Source organism: Acidiluteibacter ferrifornacis, from assembly GCF_009909615.1.
Taxonomy (GTDB): domain Bacteria; phylum Bacteroidota; class Bacteroidia; order Flavobacteriales_E; family Vicingaceae; genus Acidiluteibacter; species Acidiluteibacter ferrifornacis.
Map to the genome: position 1 here is coordinate 81,347 of NZ_WWNE01000008.1, position 17,257 is coordinate 98,603.

General features: G+C 35.6%; 11 protein-coding genes. 4 read left to right on the plus strand and 7 right to left on the minus strand.

The genetic code is table 11. The features are described 5' to 3' along the window. Nucleotides 1-25: 25 nt before the first annotated feature. Nucleotides 26-4,315, plus strand: coding sequence for a DNA-directed RNA polymerase subunit beta' (rpoC, locus tag GQN54_RS10830; RefSeq protein WP_160633565.1), 4,290 nt, complete (start codon nt 26-28; stop codon nt 4,313-4,315). 12 nt (nt 4,316-4,327) lie between these two features. Next, on the plus strand, nt 4,328-4,639 hold the full coding sequence (locus GQN54_RS10835; RefSeq protein ID WP_160633566.1) for a DUF3467 domain-containing protein: 312 nt from the start codon (nt 4,328-4,330) through the stop codon (nt 4,637-4,639). 147 nt (nt 4,640-4,786) lie between these two features. Here the strand turns inward: GQN54_RS10835 and GQN54_RS10840 are convergent, their stop codons facing one another. The 4 genes from GQN54_RS10840 to GQN54_RS10855 form a co-directional block, all read right to left on the minus strand. Next, nucleotides 4,787-7,069: a patatin-like phospholipase family protein gene (locus GQN54_RS10840; protein WP_160633567.1), complete on the minus strand. Its 2,283-nt coding sequence runs from the start codon at nt 7,067-7,069 to the stop codon at nt 4,787-4,789. Nucleotides 7,070-7,125: 56 nt separating this feature from the next. Continuing rightward, on the minus strand, nt 7,126-7,899 hold the full coding sequence (locus GQN54_RS10845) for a helical backbone metal receptor (RefSeq protein ID WP_160633568.1): 774 nt from the start codon (nt 7,897-7,899) through the stop codon (nt 7,126-7,128). Nucleotides 7,900-7,907: 8 nt separating this feature from the next. Beyond that, nucleotides 7,908-9,272 (minus strand): pyridoxal-phosphate dependent enzyme, encoded by a 1,365-nt coding sequence (locus GQN54_RS10850; RefSeq protein ID WP_160633569.1) that lies wholly within the window; start codon nt 9,270-9,272, stop codon nt 7,908-7,910. An 81-nt stretch (nt 9,273-9,353) separates the two neighbouring features. Next, nucleotides 9,354-10,577, minus strand: a complete 1,224-nt coding sequence (locus tag GQN54_RS10855; protein ID WP_160633570.1) for an ABC transporter permease — start codon at nt 10,575-10,577, stop codon at nt 9,354-9,356. A gap of 33 nt (nt 10,578-10,610) precedes the next feature. On the opposite strand from GQN54_RS10855, the gene GQN54_RS10860 reads away from it, so the two are divergent. Beyond that, nucleotides 10,611-11,855 carry an exo-beta-N-acetylmuramidase NamZ family protein gene (locus GQN54_RS10860; RefSeq protein ID WP_160633571.1) on the plus strand — a complete coding sequence of 415 codons (1,245 nt, stop codon included), beginning with the start codon at nt 10,611-10,613 and terminating at the stop codon, nt 11,853-11,855. A gap of 58 nt (nt 11,856-11,913) precedes the next feature. After that, entirely contained in the window at nt 11,914-12,426 is a 513-nt protein-coding gene (locus GQN54_RS10865) for a hypothetical protein (RefSeq protein WP_160633572.1), read from the plus strand. 124 nt (nt 12,427-12,550) lie between these two features. On the opposite strand, the gene GQN54_RS10870 is transcribed toward GQN54_RS10865, so the two are convergent. The 3 genes from GQN54_RS10870 to GQN54_RS10880 all read right to left on the minus strand — a co-directional run bounded on the left by GQN54_RS10870 (nt 12,551) and on the right by GQN54_RS10880 (nt 17,025). Next, on the minus strand, nt 12,551-14,950 hold the full coding sequence (locus GQN54_RS10870) for a gliding motility-associated C-terminal domain-containing protein (protein ID WP_160633573.1): 2,400 nt from the start codon (nt 14,948-14,950) through the stop codon (nt 12,551-12,553). Nucleotides 14,951-15,242: 292 nt separating this feature from the next. Then, nucleotides 15,243-16,436 (minus strand): pyridoxal phosphate-dependent aminotransferase, encoded by a 1,194-nt coding sequence (locus tag GQN54_RS10875; protein WP_160633574.1) that lies wholly within the window; start codon nt 16,434-16,436, stop codon nt 15,243-15,245. A 142-nt stretch (nt 16,437-16,578) separates the two neighbouring features. Then, nucleotides 16,579-17,025: a DUF1573 domain-containing protein gene (locus GQN54_RS10880; RefSeq protein ID WP_160633575.1), complete on the minus strand. Its 447-nt coding sequence runs from the start codon at nt 17,023-17,025 to the stop codon at nt 16,579-16,581. Nucleotides 17,026-17,257: the final 232 nt, after the last annotated feature.

Consider the following 17,257-nt stretch of genomic DNA (forward strand, 5'->3'; position numbering starts at 1 on the left):
TAACAACTTATTCAACTTAAAGAATATGGCTTTTAAGAGAGAAAATAAAACACAAAGTAGTTTTAATAAAATTACTATCAGTTTAGCTTCACCAGAGATGATTTTAGAATCTTCTAGTGGAGAAGTACTCAAGCCTGAAACGATTAATTATCGTACATACAAACCGGAAAGAGATGGTCTTTTTTGCGAGAGAATCTTTGGTCCAGTAAAGGATTGGGAATGTCATTGTGGTAAATACAAAAGAATTCGATATAAAGGAATTGTTTGTGACCGTTGTGGTGTTGAAGTAACTGAGAAAAAAGTTCGTAGAGAACGAATGGGGCATATTTCATTAGTTGTTCCTGTAGCGCATATTTGGTATTTCAAATCGTTGCCTAACAAAATTGGCTACTTATTAGGTTTGCCTACTAAGAAATTGGATACTATCATATATTATGAGAGATATGTAGTGGTTCAAGCAGGTATTGCTAAAAACACAAATGGAGAAGAACTAGAGTATTTGGATTTCCTTACAGAGGAAGAATACTTGGATATATTAGATACTCTTCCAAAAGAGAATCAGTATTTAGACGATACAGATCCAAATAAATTTATCGCTAAGATGGGTGCTGATGCACTTTATGAATTGTTGAAGCGATTAGATTTAGATAGTCTTTCTTATGATTTGAGACATAAGGCCAATCATGAGACTTCTCAACAAAGAAAGAATGAAGCATTAAAGAGACTTCAAGTAGTAGAGTCTTTTAGAAATGCAAATGAAAATATTGAGAATCGTCCTGAATGGATGATTGTAAAAGTTGTTCCTGTTATACCACCAGAATTGAGACCATTGGTTCCTTTGGATGGAGGACGTTTTGCAACTTCTGACTTGAACGACTTATACAGAAGAGTAATTATTAGAAACAATCGTTTGAAGCGTTTGTTAGAGATAAAAGCTCCTGAAGTTATCTTAAGAAATGAGAAACGTATGCTTCAAGAAGCAGTTGACTCTTTATTGGATAACTCGAGAAAATCAAGTGCTGTTAAAACTGATTCTAATAGAGCGTTAAAATCACTTTCTGACAGTTTAAAAGGTAAGTCTGGACGTTTCCGTCAAAACTTACTAGGTAAGCGTGTAGATTACTCTGGTCGTTCGGTAATTGTAGTAGGACCAAGTTTAAAATTGCACGAATGTGGTTTGCCGAAGGATATGGCAGCTGAACTTTACAAGCCGTTCGTTATCCGTAAACTGATCGAAAGAGGTATTGTAAAAACGGTAAAGTCTGCTAAGAAAATTGTTGATCGTAAGGATCCTGTAGTTTGGGATATTTTGGAGAATGTGTTGAGAGGGCATCCAGTGTTGCTTAACCGTGCTCCTACATTGCACAGATTAGGAATTCAAGCGTTCCAACCAAAGTTAATTGAAGGAAAGGCAATTCAATTGCACCCATTAGTTTGTTCGGCGTTTAACGCTGATTTCGATGGTGACCAGATGGCTGTTCACTTACCATTAGGTAATGCTGCTATCTTAGAAGCGCAAATGTTGATGTTGTCTTCTCACAATATTTTGAACCCTGCAAACGGTTCTCCTATTACTGTACCTTCTCAGGATATGGTCTTGGGACTTTATTATCTGACCAAAGAAAGATACTCTGAGGGTGACTTAATTATCAAGGGAGAAGGAAAAACATTCTACTCGCCTGAAGAAGTTATTATTGCTAATAACGAAGGCCGTCTTGATATTCACGCTAAAATTAAAGTGAGAATTAAAGATAAGGGAGAAGTTAAAATTATTGACACCACTTGTGGTCGAGTTATTTTTAACCAAGTGGTTCCGGAAAGTGCAGGATATATCAATGAGTTGTTAACGAAAAAATCACTTAGAGATATTATTGGAACAATTTTGAAGGATGCAGGAACTGCATTGACAGCCAAGTTCTTGGATGATATTAAGGATATTGGTTACGAGATGTCATTCAAAGGTGGTCTTTCTTTTAACTTAGGGGATGTAATTATTCCGAAGGAGAAAGATGAGTTGATGGAAAAAGCTGCTGGCCAAGTTCAGGAAGTTTGGGATAATTATAACATGGGTTTCATTACCAATAATGAGCGTTACAACCAAATTATTGATATCTGGACACACACCAATACTCGTTTAACAAATACCGTAATGGATCGTTTGAAAAATGATAATCAAGGATTCAACTCTGTATATATGATGTTTGATTCTGGTGCAAGGGGTTCTAAGGAGCAAATTCGTCAGTTATCCGGAATGAGAGGATTGATGGCGAAGCCACAAAAATCTGGTTCAACAGGTCAAGAAATTATTGAAAACCCAATTCTTTCTAACTTTAAAGAGGGACTTTCAATTTTGGAGTACTTTATTTCTACTCACGGTGCACGTAAGGGTCTTGCGGATACTGCATTGAAAACAGCAGATGCGGGTTACTTAACTCGTAGATTGGTAGATGTTTCCCAAGATGTTGTTATTATCGATGAAGACTGTGGTACTTTAAGAGGCGTAATGATTTCACCGTTGGTTAAGAATGATGAGATCGTAGAGTCTATGTACGATAGAATTTTAGGAAGAACAACTGTACATGATGTTTATCATCCAAATACTGGCGATTTAATTATTGAAGCTGGAGAGGAAGTAACTGAAGAAATTGCGAAAACAATTGAAGAGTCACCAATTGAAGAATTGGAAATGCGCTCTGTATTGACTTGTGAATTGAAAAGAGGAGTTTGTTCTAAATGTTATGGAAGAAGTCTTTCAACAGGTAGAATGGCACAAAGAGGAGAGTCTGTTGGTGTAATTGCAGCGCAATCAATCGGTGAGCCTGGAACTCAGTTAACGCTAAGAACATTCCACGTAGGGGGTACGGCTTCTAAAATTGCTGACGAATCAAGAATTGAAGCGAAGTACGATGGTATTCTTGAAATGGATGAATTGAAAACAGTAGAAGGAGAAAATAAAGATGGAAAGAAAGTTCACATTGTAATTGGACGTTCTGCTGAAATGAGAATCCTTGATGAAAAAACCAATATCTTGTTAGCAACTGCTAACATTCCTTATGGTGCTTTATTGTATCAAAAAGAAAATGGTAAGGTTAAGAAAGGAGATTTGATTTGTGAATGGGATCCGTATAACGCAGTAATTGTTGCTGAGTTCAAAGGAAAGATTGTTTTCGAAAACTTAATTGCAGGTGTTACTTACAAAGAAGAGTCTGATGAGCAAACCGGATTTAGAGAAAAAGTAGTTACTGAGAATAAGGATAAGAAAAACGTTCCTGAGATTAAGATTGTTAACAAGAAAGGAGAAGTGCTTAAGACTTATAACTTACCTGTAGGTGCTCACATTTCGATTGACGAAGGTGATGAAATTGAAACAGGAAAGATTTTGGTTAAGATTCCTAGAGTTTCTGGTAAGTCTGGTGATATTACAGGGGGTCTTCCTAGAGTAACTGAGTTATTCGAAGCTAGAAACCCTTCAAATCCTGCCGTTGTTTCTGAAATTGATGGAATCGTATCTTTCGGTAAGATTAAGAGAGGTAATAGAGAGGTTATTGTAGAGTCAAGAACTGGAGAGGTTAAGAAATATTTGATTAACTTATCTAAGCACATTTTGGTTCAAGAGAATGACTTCGTTAGAGCAGGAAGTTCGCTTTCTGATGGAGCTATTACTCCTGCCGATATCTTAGCGATAAAAGGACCTACACAAGTTCAAGAATATATTGTAAACGAAGTACAAGAGGTATACCGACTACAAGGTGTGAAAATCAATGATAAACACTTTGAAGTAATCGTTAGACAAATGATGCGTAAGGTGGTTATTCAAGATCCAGGTGATACGCGTTTCTTAGAGAAGCAAATCGTTAACAAGACTGAGTTTATGGAAGAAAACGATTGGATTTTCGGCAAAAAGATTGTTGAGGATGCAGGAGAATCTGACGTATTGAAACAAGGACAAATTGTAACAGCTCGTAAGTTAAGAGAAGAAAACTCTAGATTGAAGCGTTCGGATAAGAAACTTGTTGTAGCTAGAGATACTATGGCAGCTACTTCGAGTTCGATACTTCAAGGAATTACAAGAGCATCTTTACAAACGGATAGTTTCATTTCTGCTGCATCTTTCCAGGAAACGACTAAGGTGTTGAATGAAGCCGCCGTTAGTAGCAAAGTTGATTATTTAATGGGATTAAAAGAAAACGTTATTGTTGGACACTTAATCCCTGCAGGTACAGGTTTGAAAGCTTATCAAGATGTTATTGTAGGTTCAAATGAAGAATATACAAGATTAAAAGCTGCTAAAGAGGTAACTCAAGAAGTAGAATAAAAAAGAAGCGATATGAGTGACGAAAAAAAGGATGAAAAACTCAACATTGAGTTGAGTGAAGAGATTGCAGAAGGTCAGTATTCTAATTTGGCCATTATCAGTCATTCGAGTTCTGAGTTTGTTTTTGATTTTATCAAAATCATGCCAGGAATGCCGAAAGGAAAGGTGAAGTCTAGAATTTTGATGACTCCTCAACACGCCAAAAGATTGTTAAGAGCGCTTAATGACAATGTGGTAAAGTTTGAGTCGCAAAACGGAACTATTACTGAAGGAGAGCAGCCTAGCTTTCCGATGAATTTCGGCGGTCCTACTGCTCAAGCATAGTATAATTCGCTATAAAACATGAAAGGTCTTAGTCTAGAAAACGACTAAGACCTTTTTTTATGTCTTTTAAAAATATCTGCTATGCTTAGGATTATTGCAACCTATCTGATTGGTAAACTTTTCAGTTTTAGGTAAGAGGGAGAGTTTTTAGTCTAAAGCCTTTTTGTTGAAAATAATATAGCCAAAATGGATTAGAAATTTGTATTGATCTACTGCTTTGTCGTAATAATTGAAGGAGGCTGCAATTGGGCCTATACGTGTTGAATATACAGCAGTTGCAGTAGCTATAAAATCCCTGGTTGACAATTCTTCACCATAACTTGGTTGCTTATTAACGTCTAATATCTCTTGGAAAGGCTGGAATAAATACCCTTCTAAGCGAACGTCTAATTTTTTAAAAATTGAATAAATAGATTTTAAACCAATACCTGAGTAGGAGTGTGTTCTGTATTGATATTGAAACAGGGTAGCCATTTCTGGCAGCGGTTTAAACGAAGGAGCAATTAAAACAGTGGAGGTATAATTACTAAAGAAAGGCTGATTTGTGGAGATGAACTCAAACTGTGCACCTAACTTAAACTTATGTTTGCTTAAAAAGTAATTCTCATATTTGAATTTCAATTCAAACCACTCTCGTTTGTTAAATGATTTTTCAGACTCTAATGATGTGGAGCCCGGTTTGTTTTTTTCATCACCGTATACCCACCTGGCTTGCAATTGTAAAAAACTTCCAGTCTTTGCAAATTGTTTTTCATCCAATGTACTCCGTGTGTATCCTAAATAAGGTGAAAAACCTTTAAATTCATTTATATCAGCAGTGTCTGTTCGTAAGAAATTATTGTTTTGATAGTATTCATTCTCTAGTGAAAATAGGGTTGTTCCTAATTCCAATTTTCCTTTGAAGCGAATTGGAGTACCTACTTTAGCCTCGATAAAGCTTTCATTTTTGATCAAATAGGAGGGATTGATGTCTTCCAATATGGTGGTAGAGCTATTAAAGAAATCCCATTTGCTGGCGGTATAACTTAATTCCGAATAGATGGGGAGTTTGTTTGGAAACTCCATTCGGGTACTAATTTTAGCTGAACTATGTAACTTCCCAAAATAGATATTCCCACTTAGTGTTAAATTGGTTTTTTTCATTCTGTTATACCTTAATCCAACAAATCCTGTGTTAATCGGACGAGTTGATATAATACCTCCAAATTCAACTTGAAAAGCTTTCTCTTTCTTTATATGTAAGTTTAAATCGTATAAGCCTGTAGCATTGTTGTATGTGGCTAATGGATAAATTTCTCTAATTCCTCGATCAGAGAGCAATCGCATATAGGATTGCTCTAATTTATCGAATTCAAAATAAGATTTATTCTTTAGTGCTTGTTTGAAAATATAATTAGTTTGCTGTTCATCAATTCCATCTACTGATACATCCCCAAATAGTAATGGCTTTTTTTTGTTGATGAATTGTCGTCGTTCTTCATATAACAAACTGTCGCTTTTACTTACTCTTACATGCTCTTTAATTGAATCCATCACATTTATGGTAGCTCTATAGCCTTCTTGAATGGCGCTATAATTCTCTTCAAAGTCAAGTAAAGTGATTTCCTCCACATTAGGAGAAATAATTATTCCTTTGGCACATTCTATCGTATAGTTAGACTCTTTACTCAACATGCTTTTTATTTGTGATATCAAATTGTCCTCCGTTGGCGGTAAGTCAGCACGAGAAACATTGCTTCCGATGATGTAATCAGGCATAAAGTCATTGTACATAATATCTGAAGGGAAATTGTTGTATAATCCTCCATCAAAAAGTAATCTATTGTTGTGTTTAATAGGAGAAAGATAAAAAGGGTAGGCCATAGAGGCTCTCACTGCAGTAGATAAATCTCCATTGTAAAAGGGATATTCCCTACCATTAGTAATGTCTGCGGCAATACACCTAAATGGAATGAATAAACTGTCAAAGTTGTACTGTGCAGCTGCAGATGCAGGTGCAAATAATTTCAGTAAACCGAAATCAATAGGTACCGAAGAAATAAAACTTGTAGGAAGGTTATTCTCAAAGAGAGTGTCAAGGTTAAAATCGATATTTACAACTTCTGCACTTGGATCTTCCTGTTTATAATAGAAGGAGTAACGATCGATAGCCACTCCGTTAGACCATTTAATAAAGTCGTCAGAAATAAACAATGCTTCAATTTCTCTTGGCGTTTTTCCTGAGGCATATAATGCACCTACTAAAGCACCTATTGATGTTCCAGTGATGTAATCGATTGGAATGTTATTGTCCTCTAGTGCTTTTAGTACTCCAATATGAGCAGCACCACTTGCTCCTCCGCCACTCAACACAACACCTACTTTCTGACCATTCAATACAAATGGTAAAGAAATTAATAGAAAAGTGAGTTGGCGAATATATTTGAACATGAATGCTTTAATTCGAATAAAGTTATTAAAATTTTAAATGTCGAATCTACCGTTTATCATTTAAAAGAAGTCAAGTAGTTTTTTACTTTATAAAATCTTGAACCATACCACGAAAATGCCTCTCCATCCACTATTCTAATTTTAGTAGTTGGAAATTTTTCTTGGAATTCTCTCAGATGATTTTCTTTGAATGGAAATGGTTCAGAAGATAAAAGTAGTTCATTAGGTTGAAGCAGGTTGATATCTTCTTCCGTTAACATAGGATAACGCGTTTTATTGTTCATACAATTTTTGTAGCCAACTCTCTCTAACATATGGTTGATAAAAGTATCATTTCCGATACTCATCATTGGGTCATTCCAAATCAGATAAACAGCGGTTCTATTTGGCTGTATTGGATCAATGGCATCCATTGTTTCCACTATTTTATTACTAATTGTTTTTGCTTCTTCTTTTCGGTCACAAATTTGCCCAATATCTGAGATAAACGATAGTGTTTCAGTTATAGTGTTGATATCACTAATGTAGGTAGGAATAACCTCTGAAATTGCTTCAATTTCTTCTTTGGTATTCTCTTCCAAATTGGCAATAACCAGGTCTGGTTTTAAATCGAATAGCCTATTCAGTTTTACGTTTTTTGTGCCCCCGACTATGACTTTCTCCTCTCGCAGCTGCACAGGATGTATGCAGAATTTTGTAATTCCAACTAGTTCTTCTTGAAGATTTAAATCCCAAAGTAGTTCACTTATGGAAGGAACAAGTGATACAATTTTTTTAGGAACGTGCTCAAAGTTGAGCACGTTTCCTAACTGATCTTTCAATTGTATCATTTTTAATTTTATTTCAATGAATCAATTACATCGTGAATAGTGATGATGTGAGTTACACCAGCAGCATCTTTGATCAACGCAGCCCTATTGTTTTTGTCGATTAGTTTTGACACATCTTCAATCGTTGAGTTGGCTTCAACAAATGGATATGCTTTACCCATTACCGAACTTACTTTATCATCTCCAATTTTTGGGTTTTTGATTAAAGCAGCATATAATTCTGTATCGTTTAATGAACCCACATATTCTCCTGATATATTTGTTACAGGCACTTGAGAAATGTTGAATTTCGTCAATACTGCAATTGCTTCAGAAATGGTTTGTTCGTCATTTACTGTAACCAATGTTTTGTCTTTGTGATTTTTTATCAAATCCAAAGCTCTTGCTTTTTCTTTATCTAAGAATCCTCTGTCACGCATCCAATCGTCATTAAAGATTTTTCCTACATAACGAGAACCGTGATCATGAAAAATAACAACTACGACATCGTCTTTAGTCAATTCATTTTTCAATTGATTTAAACCGGCCACAGCACTTCCTGCTGAGTTACCCATGAATAAACCTTCTTCTCGAGCCAAACGTCTTGTCATTAACATTCCGTCTTTATCGCTTACTTTTTCGAATTTATCGATTAATCCAAAATCAACATTCTTTGGTAAAATATCTTCTCCAATACCCTCGGTTAAGTATGAATAAATTTCGTTCTCATCGAACTCACCAGTTTCGTGGTACTTTTTAAACACAGAACCATAAGTGTCAATTCCCCAAATTTTTACGTTTGGATTTTGTTCTTTCAAATATTTTGCTGTCCCTGAGATTGTTCCTCCCGTTCCGACACCAACTACCAAGTGCGTAATCTTTCCGTCTGTTTGTTCCCAAATTTCAGGGCCAGTTTGCTCATAGTGTGCCTTTCTATTCGACAAGTTATCGTATTGGTTGGGATAAAAAGAATTCGGAATATCTTCATTTAGCTTCTTGGCTACAGAATAGTATGATCTTGGGTCGTCAGAAGCAACATTAGTGGGCGTTACAATAACTTCAGCTCCCATTGCTCTTAAAATGTCTATTTTTTCTTGAGACTGCTTGTCAGCCATTGTACAGATTAGTTTGTATCCTTTAGCAATAGCAGCCAAAGCCAATCCCATCCCTGTGTTTCCTGAAGTTCCTTCTATGATGGTTCCGCCTGGTTTTAATATGCCTGCAGCTTCAGCATCTTCTACCATTTTAACCGCCATTCGATCCTTAATTGAATGGCCAGGGTTGAAAGTTTCTACTTTAGCTAAAACTAATGCCGGAACATCAGCTACTGTTTTGTTTAATTTAACCAATGGCGTGTTACCAATAGTTTCTATAATATTATTGAAATACTTCATGATTGTTCTTTTTTTACGACTACAAAAGTATCATTTTAATGACCCAAATAGAAGTGAAAACCATTCTATTTGAAAAGAAAACTAATCGAATTTAATCGCTTTAGCAGGAGATATTTTAGAAATGATCAAAGAGGGGATCAATAGCATGATAACACTGATCACTAACGTGCCAATATTTAGCCCTATTATATCTAATCCGGAAATTTCTATAGGCACATGGTCGATGTAGTATGCGTCTTGATCTAATTTTAAAAACTCAAATTTGGATTGCAGGATACAAAAAGAGATGCCAATCAAATTGCCCCAAAATAATCCAACTCCCACTAGGTAAGTTGCACTGTACAAGAAAATTTTACGAACACTTAAATTATTGGCTCCAATTGACTTCAATATTCCAATCATATTGGTTCGCTCTATCACCATAATCAATAACGCAGATATAATGTTGATGCCTGCCACTAAAAGCATTAGTATGATAATAACAAATACATTAATGTCTTGTAATTCGAGCCAATTAAAAATGTCTGCTCTGGATTTTTTAATACTTGTAGAATTGAAATTATAGCCAATTGAATGGTAAATTTCTTCATCTACAGCTTCTAAATCTTCAAAATCATTGATAGAAACCTCGAACCCTGCCACTAAATTTTCTGACCAGTCATTCAATTTTTGAATGTGTCGAATGTCACAAATAGCAAAGACTTCATCCATTTCGCCAAATCCAGTATTGTAGATACCCGAGATGGTAAATTTTCGAATTCTAGGAGGCTCTTGAATAAAATAAATTTTGATATCGTCACCAACTTTTAAGAATAGTTTGTTGGCCACATATTCCGAAATTAAAATTGAATTACTTTTTGAACTGTCTTCAATGGAAAAGATTGTACCATTCACTAATTTATCTTCGAAGAAGCTCCAATCGTAATCTTTGTCGATTCCTTTGAGAACAATACCATAAATGTCTTCATCCGTTTTTATTATTCCACCTTTGTTAGCAAAGACCTGTATGTTATCCACTTTTGGGTTTTCTTTGATGGAGGAATAGAAATCTTGATTTCTATCAATTGGTTTGGCTTCGAGTGGATTGTCGGTATTGTAGGAAGTGATGCTAATGTGTGAGCCAAAACCAACTATTTTGTTTCGAATTTCGGTTTGAAAACCTGTTACTACGGCCAATGCAATAATCATAACTGCCATGCCTAGTGCTATCGCTAAAATAGAAATACGTATGATGGGTGCAGAAAAACGATTACCTTCGCTGTTACCTTGAAGGATTTTTTTGGCTGTAAAAAGTTCGAAATTCAATGGGTAATATTTAATGACAAAGGTAATAATAAGATGTATCCATATAAAAAAGCATTTTCACTACTCCTGATTTTATTTTTAACAGCTTCATTTAGCCTACTAGCTTGTAATGATGTGGTGAAACGAGTAGAAAAAACGGAAGAAAAAATCCATAACACGGATCCAATTGAAACCAAATTAATTTTAGGAGCGGAGCAGTTAGAGGTGTTACTTCCAATGTTGAAAGATAAGAATGTTGGAATAACTGGTAATCACAGTACATTAATCGGCACCGTTCATTTAGTAGATTCTTTGTTGGCCCTAAAAGTAGCAGTCAAAAAAGTGTACAGTCCTGAGCATGGATTTCGCGGTGATGCTGATGCCGGAGAAAAAGTGAACTCTTCTTTGGATTCAAAAACTGGGTTACCGATTTTCTCTTTGTATGGGAAAAACAAAAAACCATCCAATGAAATGTTGACGGGAATTGATGTGATGATATTTGACATTCAAGATGTGGGAGCACGATTTTACACCTACATTTCTACGCTGCATTATGTGATGGAAGCTTGCGCTGAAAATAATATTCAAGTAATTGTTTTGGATCGTCCGAATCCGAATGGATACTATATAGATGGACCAATTTTAGAAAAAGACTATTCTTCATTTGTGGGAATGCATCCAATTCCTGTGGTGCATGGAATGACCATTGGAGAATATGCCAAAATGATCAATGGGGAAAAGTGGTTGAAGAATAAAATACAAGCTGATTTGAAAGTAATCCCGATGTTGGGTTACTCCCACAAGGATAGGTATCAGTTACCGGTAAAACCTTCACCTAACTTGCCGAATATGGACGCCATTTATTTATATCCATCGTTGTGCTTTTTTGAAGGGACGCCAATTTCAATTGGTAGAGGAACCGATAAACCTTTTCAATTATTTGGACATCCTTCATTCAAGATGTACTCATTTGCGTTCACACCTAAACCCATGTATGGTGCAAAAGATCCAAGACTAAAAGGAGTGAATTGTTATGGTCGTTTGTTGACCCAAGATGCCAGTCGAATTAAAAAAGAAGGAATGTTGGACTTGCAATGGTTGATTGATGGATATAATCAATACAGCCCCAAAGAAGAATATTTCACGAACTTTTTTTTATTGTTAGCCGGAACCAAACAATTGGAAGCTCAGATAAAATCGGATTTATCAGCAGATGAAATTAGAGCCTCATGGCAACCAGGTTTGGAGAAATTTCAAAAGGAAGTGAGAAGCAAGTATTTGTTGTATGAGGATTTTTGAGAGGAATTACATACAGAATCACGGACTGCAATTCCGCGGGAATGGGAAACTAACTAATATGAGATATCTAGGAGTTGTATTTTTATTTATTATTAGTCAAGAGTTGTTTGCTCAAAAACGGCCTATTAATATTTCTAATGAAAAAGTAGATTCTTATCTTGAAGATTCTCTTTTGTTACAAGTAAAAACAAATAATAGCTCGAATCATTACCTTGAAGTTGATAGTATAGTTGTTTCTTATCTTGATTGGAAAGTAAGAACAAGAGGTAGGTTGAGCTGTGAAGACGTGAAGAATTACAATAATGGACGAAATGCTAGGTATGTTATATCCGATAAGGTTGTTATTCAAAAGTTTGTTAGAGCCCTCTCTTTAGTTCATATGAATCTTACTATGAAAAAAGAAGAAGGAGATATTAGAATGGTATTAGATTTCTATAAATCAGGTGAATTAAAGAAAGAAATTTGTTTAAACTATATTAGAGGAGTTTTAATTGATGGGAATTTGTATATGAGTTTACCCTTATATTTTTTAATAGATGAAGAAATTCCTAGAACTACTGCTCCATTTTGATTTAATTTCTCTAGCCTTTAGCTCCGCCAGATGGGCCCATTAGTAGGGACTTGCAGTTCGTGAAAAATTATCTTAAAAGTTGAAAGGATCTAGCTTGCGCTCAAAGAAGAAGAAAAGCTACAATCTACTTACTTAACAACTGCAAAGTTCCTTTGGTATTCAATTTCTTCCCATCAATAAAGTGAATCTCCATTTGATAGAAGTAAGTCCCATCAGTTGCTTTTTCACCACTCTTGTTTCTTCCATCCCAACAAACATCTCTTCCTTCAAAAATTACAACGCCCCATCTATTTATGATCGAAAATTGATAACTGACAATGTCGTTTCCTACGGGCTCGAAGCAATCGTTAATTCCATCGCCATTTGGTGTAAATATGTTGGGTATAGTATAATCCGATGGCAAAACTTCAATGGTTTTTTGAACTTCGAAGGAACATTCTTCGGCTGATTTTAGGGTTAATAGAACAGGATAAAACCCGGGAGAATTAAATTGATAAATAATACTGTCTTGATTATGAATTTCATTATTTTCAATTTTCCATTTCGGGAAGAGCGAATTTCGAGTGCTATTAATAAATTGAACAGAATCTCTTGTTTGAATAACTGCTGGAGTCCATTCAAAAGAAGGTTCTATCGAAGGATGAGTTTGTATAAAAATGCTGTCCCTCAATGTGTCGCAACCGTTATAAACCTCAACCCAAAATATCCCAGAATCCTGAACAGTGATAGTCGAAGTCGTTTCATTGGTTGACCATAAATAATTCGGATAAACTCCAGCAGTTAACTCCAACGATTCATTGGGGCAAATAGTAGTGTCCTTTCCAAGTGAAAGTGGCGATAGTGAAGGAATTTCAGTAATTTCTATGGAATCTCTAACACTGCCACACAAGTCAGTGGATTCTAACCAGTAGGTTCCAGCTTGGCTCACTTTTATTGTTGCTGTTGTAGCACCATTCGACCAAGTGTAATTGGGTAATGGAGTATTATTTTGAATTAAAACCGAATCTCCGTTACAGATGGAAGTATCATTTCCTAAGTCGATTGAGAGTGGTTGTTGGTAGCTAATGGTTATCGTATCTCTTAAAGTATCGCAGGCAGCAAGAACAGATAATATGTATTGCCCCGGTTGATTAACAGTAATTGTTTTTGAAGTCGCTCCATTTGACCATGAATAAGCATCAAAGTTTGAATTTGGATCTCCAAGTTCAATGGTTTCAGAGCCGCAAAGTAAAGTGTCTTTTCCTAATTCAATATTCCCCCGATCTTTTGTATAGCTGCAAAGGGTAGATGTTGTAATAATTTGATTTGTTGTGGAGTATGGTTCGTTTGAGTCACGAATGACTGTATTGTCAATCAGATTAGGCAATGAAAGTGGGTTGGTATTTAATGTATCTATCGTATAATTGGCGGTATAATTTATTCCTTCACAATTCACCAATGAGAGCGTGTCATTCAGTTTGACTAAAGAAACTTTGGGAGTCAATTGAGTGGTAGTGATACCACTTGCATACAAATTGCCTTTTTTATCTTCGAACAAATCTGAGAGCGTGATATTAGAAAAATTGGGTAGTAATTCTTTAAATTTAAGAGGAGTACCATCCAATGCACTCAATTCTAAAATAGTGTTAACTCCTGTACTTCCATCCATTCCTAGATAGACTAAGTTCCCGTTTTTAAGCAGTATTGAATTTCTTACAATAAAAGTATTGAGGTTAGAGATGTTCCAGCGCACAGAACCGTCTTTATTTAGCATTAAAAAGTTGATAGGAATAGCTGAGGAATGATCGAAGGAAGAAAAAGCATAGCCATAATCAGTTTCTATTCCCTTCATTGGATTGAATCTGCCGTTAAATTCTTTCATCCATTCTACATTACCAAGGCTATCTATTTTTACAAATGTTTTAGACATAGTGAATAATGCACCACCATCTTTTGTTGCCATCATGAAACCATATTGCCAAGAATGAAAACCGTAAAGTTTGTACCAATCAATGGTTCCATCCGGCTTTAACTTTAGAATAGAAGGTCTACTTGCCGGTCCTGCTGTAGTAATATCATAATTTATGTAGACCAAAATTTCATTTTTAGTGGAAATCTCCATAGAGTAGGTGAGACTGCTTAAATTGGAATTGTTGGTGATATACCTTTTGAAAAAGTTAATGCTTCCATTTTTGTCCAAGCTTACCACGTATGGTTCCCGAAAGCTATTCTCATCAAAATATCCGGCTAGGATAATATTATCATTCTGGTCAACTAGGATGTCTACCAGTCGCATATTGGTTTGATGTTCTACCAACTTCGACCACAGCACATCTCCACAAGAATTATGAGAAGTAATAAATAGGCTTCTTTTGCTTTGAAGATTACTCTTATTTGCAGCTATAATGATTGCACCATCACTTAGTGAAGCCATTTTAGTTTGATCGATCGTTGTGTTTGTTGGATTATCAAACTGTTTGAGGTATAAATCTTGAGAGAAGCCGAATATTGGGAGGAGTAAAATCAAAGTTATTAATCGTCTCATGCCTAAATGACGAAGAAAGGTAGCGAAGGGTTGTTTTTTTGGTCAAAAAAAAGAATGACTGCTCTGATATCGCAAAAGGCAGTCATTCCATTCTTCAGTTAAACAATTCAGTTTGAAGTTGAAAACAGATAAGTGCTTCAAACGTCATCATTTTAGAATAGTTTAGGAAATGGAATTTCATAGATGACGATATATTGTTCATAATAGTTGCAAAAGATCAAATGAAAAAAGTCACTTACTATTCAACTAGTGAATAATAAGTGACTTTGTAGTCAATGATATAAAATTTACACTACCTATTTTTATAAGCCTCTAATCCTTTTTCGAGGCATACAACTGCTTTCTTTAGTTTTTCAATTTCTAAAACGTAGGCTAAACGAACTTCATTTTTTCCACTTCTGGGAGTTGAATAAAATCCACTTGCAGGAGCCATCATCACAGTTTCTCCGTTGTAATCAAATGAATCCAACATCCATTGGCAGAAATGTCCTGCATCTTCAACAGGAAGCTGAGCCACGGCATAAAAAGCACCACCTGGTTTTGGGCAAAATACACCATCAATGGCATTTAAACCATCCACTAATACATCTCTTCTATGAACATATTCTTTTATTACCCCGTCAAAATAACTTTGAGGAGTTTTCAATGCTGCTTCAGAAGCTACTTGACCTAATGAGGGAGGACTCAATCTTGCTTGCGCAAATTTCATAGCAGTGGCCATTAATTCTTTATTTCGACTGATCATAGCTCCAATTCGAACACCACACATGCTGTAACGCTTCGATACAGAATCAACAACCACTACGTTTTGTTCTATTCCTTCTAAATTTAAAACAGAATGATGAACATTGTTGTCGTAGCAAAACTCACGGTAAACTTCATCAGCAAATAAGAACAAATCGTGTTTTTTTACAATGTCTCTCAATGCCTCTAACTCTTCTTTTGAATACAAATAACCTGTTGGGTTACCTGGGTTGCAGATTAGAATAGCCTTGGTTTTTGAAGTAATGTTTTTCTCAAACTCTTCAATCGGAGGCAATGCAAATCCACTTTCAATAGAAGAAGCGATTGGTTTTACAGTGATTCCTGCGGTGGTTGAAAATCCATTGTAATTCGCGTAAAACGGCTCAGGAATAATTACTTCATCACCTGGATTTAGACAACTCATAAAACCAAAAATTAGCGCTTCTGATCCCCCAGTGGTAATGATGATATCCTCGTAGGAAATTCCTTTACTAATGTTATCGTAATAACCGGCCAATCCACGTCTATAGCTTTCAAAACCTGCAGAATGGCTGTATTCTATCACTTTTGGCTCATAATTATGTACAGCTTTTAATGCTACTTCAGGCGTAGCAATGTCAGGCTGTCCAATGTTTAATTGGAAAATAGTTTTTCCTTGAGCTCTTGCTTTTTCAGCAAATGGAACCAATTTTCTAATCGGCGATTCAGGCATTTGTTGCCCTCTATTAGATATTTGAGGCATATTATTTTCTTTAATGTTCAAGTGCAAAACTCAACATTATTTCTATTAAATCGAAATGAAAAATATAGGCAAAAAAAAAGCGTCTTGGCTTAGCCAAAACGCTTTCGAAAAAATTAAGTTATTCGCAGTAACTTAGTTTATATTAGTTCTCTACTGGGCCAGCTGGTGCTGGTTTTTCTGGAGTTGTTTGTACGTCTTTTACCGTTCCTTTTATTCTTAAGACCGTAGTTGGATTAGTTGCGTTAGAAGTAACGGTAACTGATTTGTTGATAGGTCCAACTCTATCGGTCGCATACTTTACTTTAATTGAGCCCTTTTCTCCTGGTTTGATAGGCTCTTTTGGCCAAGATGGAACTGTACAACCACAAGAACCTCTAGAGTTAGATATAATTAATGGCTGGTTACCAGTGTTTGTAAATGTAAACTCTCTAACACCGTCAGCATATCGATCGATAGTACCGTAATCGATAACTTCTGTATCGAAAGTAATTTCAGGACCGTCTCCAGATGGCTTTGCAGTTGAACTCTGTGCATTCACGGCAAAAATAGAGCTGATTAGTATTCCAAATAGTAAGATGCTTTTTTTCATGACTCTTGTTTTTTAAGATTGTTTCAAATTTAAAGATAATTTGAGCTTCAATAAAAGATGTTAACAGTTCTTTAACACTTTTTTTTGAAGTATTGGAGCTGTAAATATAGGCTTATTGTTTTTTAAATCATTTAATTAGCTTGTGGTGTTGTAGGCTTTATTATCACTCTATTTAGTCTGTTTGTACTTGTAATAGTGTAGATTGAATCCAATTAATTGACGAATTCTTCGT